At 65.6% G+C, this 11,408-nt stretch carries 8 protein-coding genes; 5 read left to right on the top strand and 3 right to left on the bottom strand.

The window, feature by feature from the left end:
* Nucleotides 1-150 precede the first annotated feature (150 nt).
* Nucleotides 151-1,746 carry a phosphoenolpyruvate carboxykinase (ATP) gene (gene pckA, locus VFO25_05075; GenBank protein ID HET9342262.1) on the bottom strand — a complete coding sequence of 532 codons (1,596 nt, stop codon included), beginning with the start codon at nt 1,744-1,746 and terminating at the stop codon, nt 151-153.
* Between the two features lie 184 nt (nt 1,747-1,930).
* Here pckA and VFO25_05070 point away from each other — a divergent pair, with 184 nt between their 5' ends.
* On the top strand, nt 1,931-2,131 hold the full coding sequence (locus VFO25_05070) for a hypothetical protein (protein ID HET9342261.1): 201 nt from the start codon (nt 1,931-1,933) through the stop codon (nt 2,129-2,131).
* Here the strand turns inward: VFO25_05070 and VFO25_05065 are convergent.
* Nucleotides 2,128-3,522 carry a hypothetical protein gene (locus VFO25_05065; protein ID HET9342260.1) on the bottom strand — a complete coding sequence of 465 codons (1,395 nt, stop codon included), beginning with the start codon at nt 3,520-3,522 and terminating at the stop codon, nt 2,128-2,130. The genes VFO25_05070 and VFO25_05065 overlap by 4 nt on opposite strands.
* A 196-nt stretch (nt 3,523-3,718) precedes the next feature.
* Nucleotides 3,719-4,678, bottom strand: a complete 960-nt coding sequence (locus VFO25_05060; protein ID HET9342259.1) for a threonine/serine dehydratase — start codon at nt 4,676-4,678, stop codon at nt 3,719-3,721.
* Between the two features lie 169 nt (nt 4,679-4,847).
* On the opposite strand from VFO25_05060, the gene VFO25_05055 reads away from it, so the two are divergent.
* The 4 genes from VFO25_05055 to ftsA all read left to right on the top strand — a co-directional run bounded on the left by VFO25_05055 (nt 4,848) and on the right by ftsA (nt 11,393).
* The gene (locus VFO25_05055; GenBank protein HET9342258.1) at nt 4,848-8,387 is read left to right on the top strand and encodes a DNA polymerase III subunit alpha; all 3,540 of its coding nucleotides are present in this window, start codon (nt 4,848-4,850) and stop codon (nt 8,385-8,387) included.
* Complete coding sequence (locus VFO25_05050) at nt 8,384-9,214, top strand: Cof-type HAD-IIB family hydrolase (GenBank protein HET9342257.1); 831 nt, start codon at nt 8,384-8,386, stop codon at nt 9,212-9,214. The genes VFO25_05055 and VFO25_05050 overlap by 4 nt, the downstream gene beginning before the upstream one ends.
* The gene (locus VFO25_05045; GenBank protein ID HET9342256.1) at nt 9,207-9,995 is read left to right on the top strand and encodes an FtsQ-type POTRA domain-containing protein; all 789 of its coding nucleotides are present in this window, start codon (nt 9,207-9,209) and stop codon (nt 9,993-9,995) included. Before VFO25_05050 ends, VFO25_05045 begins: the two co-directional genes overlap by 8 nt.
* A 171-nt stretch (nt 9,996-10,166) precedes the next feature.
* Nucleotides 10,167-11,393 (top strand): cell division protein FtsA, encoded by a 1,227-nt coding sequence (ftsA, locus tag VFO25_05040; protein ID HET9342255.1) that lies wholly within the window; start codon nt 10,167-10,169, stop codon nt 11,391-11,393.
* The last annotated feature ends 15 nt before the right edge of the window (nt 11,394-11,408 follow it).

Raw genomic sequence — 11,408 nt, 5'->3', positions numbered from 1 at the left:
CCGGCAAGAGCGAAATGCTCATCATCGGCGCCGTCATGCGCAAACTCATTCACATCGCGTACGGCGTGCTGCGCAGCCAAAAGCCCTTTGACCCCAACTATGATACCGTCCGGGCTTGACAGCCAAGACGGTATCTCCCTTCCTAATCCGCTAGACGGCGGGTTGGGCGCTGAGGATCTCGGGCGTCGCGGTTTTCGCGAACTTCTCGAAGTTCTCGCGGAACTTCCGGGCGAGATCGTGCGCCTTCGCCTCGTATGCGGCTTTGTCGGGCCACGTATTGCGGGGGTCGAGGATCTCGTCAGGCACGCCAGGCACGCTTGCCGGCACTTCGACGTGGAAGATCGGATCGGCGTGGAACGCGACGCCGCCGAGTTGTCCGCCGATCGCGGCGTTGACCATCGCGCGCGTGTACGCGAGCTTCATGCGCTTGCCGACGCCGTACGGCCCGCCGCTCCAGCCGGTGTTGACGAGCCAGCAGCGCACGTCGTGGCGCGCGATACGCTCGCCGAGCAGCTTCGCGTAGACGACTGGTTCGTGGACCATGAACGGCGCGCCGAAGCAGTGCGAGAACGTCGTCTGGGGCTCGGTGACGCCTTTTTCGGTGCCCGCCACCTTCGCCGTGTAGCCGGATAAGAAGTGGTACATCGCTTGCGCCGGCGTCATACGCGCGACGGGCGGCAAAACGCCGAACGCGTCGCAGGTGAGCATGACGAGATTGCGCGGGTGTCCTGCCTTGCCGCCCGGAGCGACGTTCGTGACCGATGTCAGGGGATATGCGGCTCGCGTGTTCTCGGTGTAGCGGTCGGAGTCGAGGTCGAGTTCGCGCGTCGTCCCATTGATGACGACGTTCTCGAGCACCGTCGCGAACGTGCGCGTCGTCGGAAAGATCTGCGGCTCGAGCTCGGCCGACAGATGGATCGCCTTCGCGTAGCAGCCGCCCTCGAAGTTGAAGACGCCGGTGTCGGTCCAGCCATGCTCGTCGTCGCCGATGAGCGCGCGCTCCGGATCGGCGGAAAGCGTCGTCTTGCCGGTGCCCGACAGGCCGAAGAATATCGCGGTATCGCCCGCCTTGCCGACGTTCGCCGAGCAGTGCATCGGCATCGCGCCCCGCAGCGGCAGCAAGTAGTTCATGACCGTGAAGATCGACTTCTTGATCTCGCCGCCGTACGTCGTGCCGCCGATGAGGATGAGCTTGCGCCCTAGGTCCACGATGATGAACGTCTCCGAGCGCGTGGCGTCACGCTCGGGAACGGCGAGGAAATTCGCCGCGTCGACGACCGCGAACTCAGGCGTGAAGCTCGCGAGCCGATCGGTCGTCGCCGGGATGAAGAGGTGACGCGCGAAGAGATTGTGCCAGGCGTATTCCGTGACGACGCGGATGGGGAGGCGATACGCCGGATCTGCGCCGGCGAACGCGTCGAGAACGAACACGTCCTTGTCGCGAAGATATTCATCGACGCGTCGCAGCAGCGACTCGAAGCCGTCGCGTTCGAAGGGCTTATTCGTCTTGCCCCAGTCGACGTGTTTTTCGCTGCCGGGCTCGCGGACGAAGAACTTGTCTTGCGGCGATCGGCCCGTGTGCTTGCCGGTGCGGACGACGAGCGGGCCCGCGGCCGCCGCGATTCCTTCGCGCCGCCGGATCGACTCTTCGAAAAGCGCCGCGGCGGTGAGATTACGTGACGCCGACCGGACGGGTCCGAATCCGAATCGTTCGAGGCCGATGGATTCGCCGGTGATGACAGCCATGGAGGAGGCAGCTCCTGCAGAATCGCGATGCGGGACGAAGCGCCGGCGCGAATATTGTCCTAGTATACCCCATATCGTCCGTTGCGGGATGAGTCCTTCGTTGACGCCTTGCGAGGATTGTCGCGCGGCGAAACTCGCGAGCCGATAGCCCGGTAGTACATGACGCCATCAGGAGGTGCTCGCGTTGAAAACCATACTCGTCATCCTTGCGATCCTCATCGTCATCGGCCTCATACTGCCGGTGCTGCATCTGCTCGCGTTCGCGCTCGTAGTCGTCGCCGCCGCCATCGTCGTCATGGCGGCGTGGAAAGTATTGTTCGGCGGCGGTGCGGCCGCGACGGGCATCGGTCACGATCGCGGCGGACCGCCCGCGATCAACGGCTAGGGCGTTGGAGATGGCGCGGGCGCAAATGCGACCGCCGCGCTTCTCGGTGCAATCGTGCCGGGCACGCCGCTCAGGAGCTTGATCTTCGCGCCGGCATCGAGCACGCCGCCGCCGACGATCTTGAGCGTCCCCGTGTACGTGCCCGCGAATGGAAATGGATACGTGGCGGTGACGCTCGGATTGACGACGGCGGCGCACGATCCGATCAGCTTGCCGCCGACATAGCACGTCGCATACTGCCGCGCATAGACGCCGCTCGTGTCAAGGCCGGAGATATCTGCCGGCGCCGGCGCGAGGGGCTGCACAGCGACGATCGATGATTCCGGCAACACCTCGAAGCCGCTCGCCGGTTTGAACTCCTCGTCGAGTATCGTCGTCGCCGGATCGTACGTCAGCAAGACGGATGCGATGACGTACATGCGCAGTCCGGTTTGCGTCTCCGCCGCGGTGCGGCCGCCGCTGTTAGCATTGCACACGAACAACTTCTGCGCGGCCGCCATTTCGAGCTCGATGTTCTCGGTCGCAAGCCACTGCGAACCGTGCGCCGGCTCGGGCGTCGGATCCGGGTTGTTCGGCGACGATGCCGGCTGGCGCGAATAGCAATTCTCCGCCATGCCGCCCGATGCCACGGCGTTGAGGCCGAATGCCTGCGGCGTGCGCGACGGGTTCGGATGGAGCGACGTGCCGAGTCCGTTATAGACGATCGACACGGAATCGCCAACCGCGGCGGCGTCGACGATCATGTTCTGATCGAGGCCGATGCTCGCGGTGGTCCATGCGCCAGGTGAGTAGCGGCACGGTGCGGCGTTCATGTTCCTGATCGAATCGGCCGTATCTTCGAAGACGTACGCCGGAGTGACGGCGGTCTGAGAGACGAACCCGGTCACTTCGTCCGCCCAAGACTGCGCGAGATGCGTCGAATGCGGATCCATCAGGTACGTCGTGTAGTCGGTCGGCGTCGGCGGTGGACCCGGGGGCGGCGTGGGATATCCGTAGCCGATGCGATAGATGCGCGCGCCCTGGCAGTCGTGAGCGAAGTCTTGCGGCAGGTTGTCCGGGAAATGCGGCTTGCCGTCTTGCGCCTGATGGTTCGGGTTCGTATACGGCACGACGCCGATCCCGCCGGCCGCGATCGACTGCGCGAGCAGCACGTCTCGAACGCTTTGCCCGACGAGCGCGTAATCGAGATATGGCCGGACGCTCGACCAGTCGGGCTCGGGGTTCGCGTGGTCAGCGTTGATCCAGGTGAGCAGATGTGCGGGCGCCTGATCGTCGCGATGCACGCGCTCTGCCGACCCGGGCCCGCTAGGGACCGCGAACATCGGCGCCGAGTGGCTGCAGCCAACGCCGAGCACCGCTGCTGCGACGATCGCGAAGAGGATCGTGCGCACGTGCAAGACGCGGTGCGCCGTAGACGGTCCGCACTGCATTTGGCACTATTGTATTGAGGCCCGATGACTGGCCTAGGGCCGAAGGTCATCGCCGCGCGGTCATATGATTCGCCGTGACTTCGGGTCCGTAGCCGGATTGCCCAACGACGCGGCCGAGCGGCGAGTTTTCTTACCCGGTCGAGCTAAAGCTCCACCGCTACAAGGCCTCTTTGAGCTTCGACGCGTCGATATTCGCGCCGCACAGGACGACGGCGATCTTCTTGCCGGCGAGGCCATCGAGTTCGGCGAGACCGGCGACGGCGACCGCCGCCGAACCCTCGACGAGAAGATGCTCGCGCTCGATGACGTCGCGCATCCCCGCGCGGATGGCGGCCTCGTCGACGTCGACGAAATCGTCGACGTACAGGCGGCACAGATCGAAGGTGATCGTGTCATGGTCGATGCCGCCGGCCGTCGCGTCCGAGAGCGTCGGTCTATGCTCGGTATCGATGACGCGGCCGGCTTTGACCGACTCCATCATCGCTTTCGAATTTCGAGGCGAGACGGCGACGACGCGTGCGCGCTTCGAGGCGGCTTTCAGAAACCCGGCGATGCCGCCGATGAGGCCGCCGCCCCCGAGCGAGGCGATGACGACGTCGACGCCGTCGAGTTGGCGCGCGATCTCGACGCCCACCGTGGCTTGGCCGGCGACGACGTCGACGTCGTTATACGGCGAGACGTAGACCATCCCGTGCTCGGCTGCGTACGATCGCGCGTGCCGCTCGGTCGCGCCGCCTTCAGGTCCATGGAAGCGGACCTCGGCGCCGTACCGGCGGATGTTGTCGACCTTTGTCGCGGCGGCGCCTTCGGGTACGAAAACGATTCCGGCGACACCGAGGCGTTTCATCGCGTACGCCATCGCGAGGCCGTGATTGCCGGTCGACGCGACCACGACGCCGCGCGAGCGCTCGCGTTGCCCGAGCGAGAGCAGTTTAGTGAAAGCGCCTCGTACCTTGAACGAGCCTGTGAGTTGGAGGTTTTCGAGCTTGAGATAGACGTCGGCGTGGTGCTCGTCCGACAAGAAGTCGGACCGCCTCAGCGGAGTCTCGGGGACGTGCGGACGGATGCGCGTTTCGGCGCCGAGCGCGAGGGAATGGATATCGAGCCTGTCGGTCACGACGCGCCGTTCCCCTCGGCGCCGAAAGCGACCTCGACGCGTCCGGTCCTTCCACAAGATTGTCGATTTATGGACAGCCGCTCACAGCCGGCCCACAAGCGCCTCCACAAGGGAGCGTCGAAGGGACCCGGAATACAGTCCAAACACGTGTTCGAGCACCCGGAGATCCATGGCGCGCAGCTTCGTCCACCTTCACGTCCATAGCGAGTACTCGCTCCTCGACGGCGCGTGCCGGATCAACGACCTCATCGGCGCGGCTAAAGAGTTCGACATGCCGGCGATCGCGCTCACCGATCACGGCGTTCTCTACGGTGCGCTCGAATTCTATTTCGCGGCCCGTTCGCAGGGCATCAAGCCCATCATCGGCTGCGAGATGTACGTCGCACCGCGCGGACATCGCGATCGGACGGCGCGTGACGAATACCATCTCACCGTGCTCGCGGCCGACGCCGAAGGCTACCGCAACCTCATCCGACTCGTCTCGACCGGATATATCGACGGCTACTACTACAAGCCGCGCGTCGATCTCGATCTGCTCGCCGCTCACAACCGCGGTCTCATCGTGCTTTCCGGCTGCCTCGGAGGCGGGGTGCAGCAGCGGCTGTTGAAAGACGACGTCGCCGGCGCGCGCGAGCTTCTCGGCAGCTATCGCGCGATCTTCGGCGAGCGTTTCTTCATCGAGCTGCACCACCATCACATGGCGCTCGAAGACAAGGTGCGCCCGCAGCTTCGACAGCTTTCGGCCGAGCTCGGCATCAGGGCGGTCGCGACGAACGACTCGCATTACTTGCGCAAGGACGATGCCGCCGCGCACGACGTCCTGCTGTGCATCGGCACCGGGCGCATGGTCTCCGACCCGGACCGGCTGCGCTTCGACGGCGACGACTTCTACGTCAAGTCGGCGGAAGAGATGCGCGAGCTGTTCGACGACGACGCTGCCGCGTGCGACGCGACGATCGACATCGCCGACATGGTCGACATCGATCTCGAGTCGACGTCCTTCGCGTTGCCTGCCTTCCCGGTGCCTTCCGGTGAGACCGACGACAAGGCGTATCTGCGGAAGCTCTGCATGGAAGGGCTCGTCGAGCGCTACGGCCGGCCGGAGCCCAAGCACCTCGAGCGCGTCGAGCAAGAGCTTAGCGTCATCAACAGCATGGGCTACGCGTCGTACTTCCTTATAGTGTGGGATTTCGTGCGCTACGCGCGCGAGCGAGGCATTCCGGTCGGCCCCGGTCGCGGCTCGGCCGCCGGCAGCCTCGTCGCGTACGCGCTGCGGATCGCGGACGTCGACCCGTTCCGCTACAATCTCTTCTTCGAACGCTTTCTCAACGCGGATCGCATCTCGATGCCCGACATCGACACGGATTTCTGCTTCGAGCGCCGCGATGAAGTCATCGAATACGTCACCGAGAAGTATGGGAAAGATCGCGTCGCCCAGATCGTGACGTTCGGAACCATGGCGGCGCGTGCCGCCGTGCGCGATGTCGGCCGCGTCATGGGCGTGCCGCTCGGCGACGTCGACCGCATCGCGAAGCTCATCCCGAACATCCCGACGAATCCCGTGACCATCCGCCAGGCGATCGACACGGTTCCCGAACTGACGTCCGTCTATCAGTCCAGCCCGCAGGCACGAAACCTGCTCGACACGGCGATGCGCGTCGAGGGTCTCGCTCGGCACGCGTCGACGCACGCCGCGGGCGTCGTCATCGCACCCGGTCCGATCACCGACTACGCGCCGCTCGTACGCCTTGGCGACGACGACATCAACACGCAATATTCGATGGAGTGGGTCGAACGCGTCGGTCTGCTCAAGATGGATTTCCTCGGCTTGCGAAACCTGACGGTCATCGCGGCCGCCGCAGCCGAGATCAAGCGGACGGCCGATCCCCAGTTCGAGATCGAGACGATCCCGCTCGACGACGCGAAGACGTACGAGCTGCTGTCGGCAGGTCAGACGACCGGCGTCTTCCAGCTCGAGAGCGCCGGCATGCGGCGTTACATCGCCGAGCTCAAGCCGACCCGCATCGAGGACGTCATCGCGATGGTCGCGCTCTATCGCCCCGGGCCGATGGACTGGATCCCGGACTTCATCGCCGGCAAGCACGGCCGGCGCAAGATCACGTATCTCCACCCGAAGCTCGAGCCGATCCTCGAAGAGACGTATTCCGTCGCGGTCTATCAAGAGCAGGTCATGCAGATCTGCCGCGAGCTCGCCGGCTACACCGTCGCCCAAGCCGACGCGCTCCGCAAGGTCATCGGCAAAAAGATCAAAGAGAAGATCCCCGTCGAGCGCGAGAAGTTCGTCAAGGGTTGCGTCAGCCACGGCATCGAGGCGCCGCTCGCGGAGCGGATCTGGCTGTTCATCGAGCCCTTCGCGGGTTACGGCTTCAACAAAGCGCACTCGGTCTGCTACGGGCTGCTCGCGTACAGGACCGCGTGGCTCAAAGCCAATCATCCGCTCGCGTTCATGGCGGCCCTGCTGACATCGGTGAAGGGCAATACCGACAAGGTCGTCGAGTATCTCGCCGAATGCGTGAGTCTGCGGTTGCCGATCTTGCCGCCCGACGTCAACGAGAGCAGCACCGACTTCACGGTCGTCGACGGCGCTATCCGGTTCGGTCTCGGCGCGCTCAAGAACGTCGGCGAGGGCGCCATCGTCGAGCTCATAGCGAAGCGCACGAACGGGCCGTACGCTTCGGTCGCGGACATCTGTGCCCGCGTCGACACGCGGCTCGTCAACCGGCGCGTTCTCGAGTCGATGATCAAGGGTGGTGCGCTCGACTCGTTGCCTGGCGGCCGCTCTCGCCAGCTGGCGGGGATCGAAGCGGCGATCGACTACGGACAGCAGCTTGCGCGCGACCGCGATCTTGGCCAAACGTCGCTCTTCGGCGGACACGACACCGGTTCTCTGCCCGCTCCGGCGCTGCCGGGCGCACCCGAGCTGTCGCCCGCAGCGCGCCTGTCGTACGAGAAGGAAGCCATCGGCGTCTATCTCTCGGGTCACCCGCTGGCGGATAAGGCGGCGGACCTCGCGCGCAAGACAACGTGCAGCATCGCGAGTCTGCGCGAGCTGCCCGAGGACGATTTCGCCGTCATCGGCGGCGTCGTGTCGTCGACCCGGCGCGTCGTGACGAAGGCCGGCGGCCAGATGCTCATCGCCCGCCTCGAAGATATGACGTCTGCCGTCGAGGTCGTCGTCTTCCCGAAGTGGTACGCCGAGCTCGCACCGATCTTCGCCGACGATGCCGTCGTCGTCGTCAAAGGCCGCGTCAAAGAGCGGCGCGCGATCGGGAAGCCGCTGGCGGCCGTCAACGTCGACGCCGCGGATGACGATCGGCCGGAAGTGAGTCTGCACGCGCTCGAAGCGTGGCCGCTCGCTCACGCACGTGCCATAGGCACTCGGGATTATCAGCCGGTCGTGCCGCGCGCGGTTGTGAACGGCGTGAGCGCGACGGCCGCCACCGAGAAGGCCGAAGCGGGATCCATCCACGTGAAGCTGCTCGGCGACGCAGCCGACGCGCGTCGTCTCGCTCGCCTTCGCGAGCTCGTCCTCGAAGCCGCCGGCGGCTCGTGCCGTATCGTGCTCCACGCGGGCGCCGGAAGCGACGAGCGCAAGCCGCTGCGCCAATCGGTCACGCCGACCGCCGAGCTCCGAACCGAACTTGCGGCGGTTTTCGGCGGAGACAATGTCTGGGAAGCGGAGGCGTGAGCTCCGTCAAGCTCGTCGCAGTCGACCTCGATGGGACCCTCGTCGGTCCGGACCTGAAAATATCGGACTCCGATAGGAGCGCCATCGAGCACGCCGCCGCCGCCGGCGTCGAGATATGCATCGCCACCGGCAGACTTTTCTCAGCCGGCGTGCCGTTTGCAAGAGCGCTCGGTCTGCACGGCTTTCTCATCTCGCTCAACGGCGCCGCGGTGTTCGACATCGACAGCGCGACGATCGAGCGTTCCGTGCCGCTCGACGCGGCGATCGCGCTCGAGGCGCTCGAGGCGACCCGCACCGCGGGCATGCGCGTCCAACTCTATTTCGGCGATCGGCTCTATCTCGACGGCACGGACGCCCGCACCGACGAGTACCTCAGGTTGTCGCGGGTCGAGCCTGTCATGGTCCCCGATCTTGGCGCGCTCTTGACGGGCAAAGCACCCGGGCCAGGGCCGATGAAACTGCTCGCGATCTCGGACCCGTCGACCGTCCAAGAGCAGGTGCGGGAGCTCGGCGCTCGCTTCGGCAAGCGAGCCAATGTGTTCCGCAGCCTTCCTCAATATCTCGAAGTCACCGATCCTCAAGCGGACAAGGCGACCGCGCTGGCGTGGGTCGCCTCGCAGCGACGGCTCGATCGGACGGAAGTCGCCGCCATCGGGGATGCGGACAACGATGCCCCGATGCTCCGTTGGGCCGGCAGATCGTACGCCGTCGGCAACGGCTCGCCGCTGGCAAAACAAGCTGCGCAGCGTGTGGTCGCGCCGCTCGGCGCCGGAGTCGCGGAGGCGTTCGCGAATCTCTTCGACGGGGTGGCCTTCGGACGTGCGTAGGCGTGTCAAGGACTCCCCGCATTCGATCGGCGTTCAGGTCGCCGTCGTGGCGCTCGTCCTGCTCGCGACGGCGCTCGTCGCGTTCGGATTCAAAGAGGCGGGCGATCCACGCCTCGCATTCGCCGGCTTGAACGTTTCGGGCGAAGCGCGCACGCCGGTCGCCGACGTACTCTACGCCGCAGGTTTCCCGAAGGGCACGAACGTCTGGCTCCTCGACACCGCGGCCGCGAGGCGCCGAATCGAGGCTCTTCCGTGGGTCGCGACCGCCGCAGTGCAGCGGACGTGGCCGAACCGAATCTCCGTCTCGGTCACCGAGCGTCAAGCGGTCGTGCGCGTGCGTCTCTCGGGTGCGTCGGCCGAGGAGCCTGGCGCCTCCGAGGCGCTGATCGACGCGACCGGGCGCGTTCTCGACGTCTCTGCCGTCGGTCGATCGGACCCAAGGGAAGAGCAAGCCGCCGCTTTGCCGCTCATCCGCATCGACCCGGCACCCTCCGGCCTTGAACCGGGTTCGCCGATACCGGGAGACGACTTCCAGCAGGCGTACGATGCGCTGGTCCAGCTGCGAGCTCTCGGACTCCGCGTCTCGGAAGTCGATCTCAAGCCGGCGACGGGCATCACCGTCACCTCCGATGACGGATTGCGCGCGATCCTCGGCACCGAAGACGACCTCGCGAAGAAGGTGACGCTCTTCAAATCGATCGTGCCCAAGATCGCGGCGCCGGAAAACGTCGTCTACGTCGACTTGCGAAGCGTGCGCGCGCCGACGGTGCTCTATCGATGACGACGACGATCGCGACGATCGCACGAACGCCTTGCAGGGATGTACGCGCGCGTTTGGAATGCTCGCGACGGACTCTTGGCGACCCTATGGGTCGCCAGCGTTGTTCTTGGCGACGCTTATCCACAGCCTGTGGACAGCGCACGGAAAAACCGGCGGATAACGGGGATAGCCTTGGCACGTAGCGACCTCATCGCCGGTCTCGACATCGGCACCACGAAGACCGCGGCGGTCATCGCGACAATCGGACGCGACGGCGATATGGACATCGTCGGTTTCGGCGTGTGCCCGTCGGTCGGGCTGCGCAAAGGCGTCGTCACGGACCTCGAAGAGACGGTCAAGTCGATCGAGGGAGCGACCGAAACGGCGGAGCGGATGGCCGGCGCGCACATCGAGTCGGCATTCGTAGGCGTCACGGGCGAACACGTGCGATCGCAGAACTCGCACGGCATCGTCGCCGTCGGCGGCGACGACCGCGAGGTCGTGCCGGGCGACGTCAAACGCGTCGTCGATGCGAGCAGCATCATCAACCTCACGGCGGATCGCCAGATAATCCACACGCTGCCGCGCGAGTACGCGGTCGACGGCCAGAACGGCATCACCGACCCCGTCGGCATGTCGGGCGCGCGGCTCGAGGTCGACACGCACATCGTCACCGCGGGCTCGTCGTTCGTCGCCAACGTCCTCAAATGCGTCCATCGCGCCGGCATCGAGCCGACGGGCGTCATCTTCGAGCCGCTTGCCAGCGGCGTGGCCGTGCTATTGCCCGAAGAGCGCAATGCGGGCGTCGTATTGCTCGACATCGGCGGCGGCACGACGGACGTCGCGGTCTATTGGGGCGGCGGCGTCTACCACACGTGGACCGTGCCCGTCGGCGGCAACATCGTCACGAACGACGTGGCGCTCGGTCTCAAGACGAGTTTCCAAGAGGCCGAGAACATCAAGCACGCGTACGGTACCGCCGACATGTCGCGCGACCTGGGGGAAGAGACCTTCGAAGTGAAAGCGTTGTCCGGACGGACGACGCGCTCGGCATCGAAGACGTTCCTCCGCCAGATCATCGTCGCGCGCATGACGGAGATCTTCAAGCTCGTGCGGGCGAACCTCGCGCAGAACTGCCCGCCCGAGGTGATGCTCGCGGAACTCGTCGTCACCGGCGGCGGCGCAAGGCTCGAGGGCATCGACTCGCTCGCATCGGAGTTCTTCGATCTGCCCGCACGCATCGGAACGCCGATGCACGTCGGCGGGCTGACCGAGACGATCAAGAATCCCGCGTTCGCGACCGCCGTCGGGCTCGTGTTGTTCGGAGCATCGGACCACGCGAGCACGCAATCGAAGAACGGCGAGCGCAAAGGCGTTTGGTCTCGGATGACCTCGTGGTTGTCCGAATATATCGGTTGAACGAGAAAGGGGTCT

The organism is Candidatus Eremiobacteraceae bacterium, assembly GCA_035710745.1.
Taxonomy (GTDB): domain Bacteria; phylum Vulcanimicrobiota; class Vulcanimicrobiia; order Eremiobacterales; family Eremiobacteraceae; genus JANWLL01.
This window is presented reverse-complemented; position numbering and strand designations above follow the sequence as displayed.

What these genes read in the sequence shown, in the direction of transcription:
- VFO25_05055 (HET9342258.1), top strand. Translation starts at nt 4,848, where the DNA reads ATGGCGCGCAGCTTCGTCCACCTTCACGTCCATAGCGAGTACTCGCTC.
- pckA (HET9342262.1), bottom strand. Translation starts at nt 1,746, where the DNA reads ATGGCTGTCATCACCGGCGAATCCATCGGCCTCGAACGATTCGGATTC.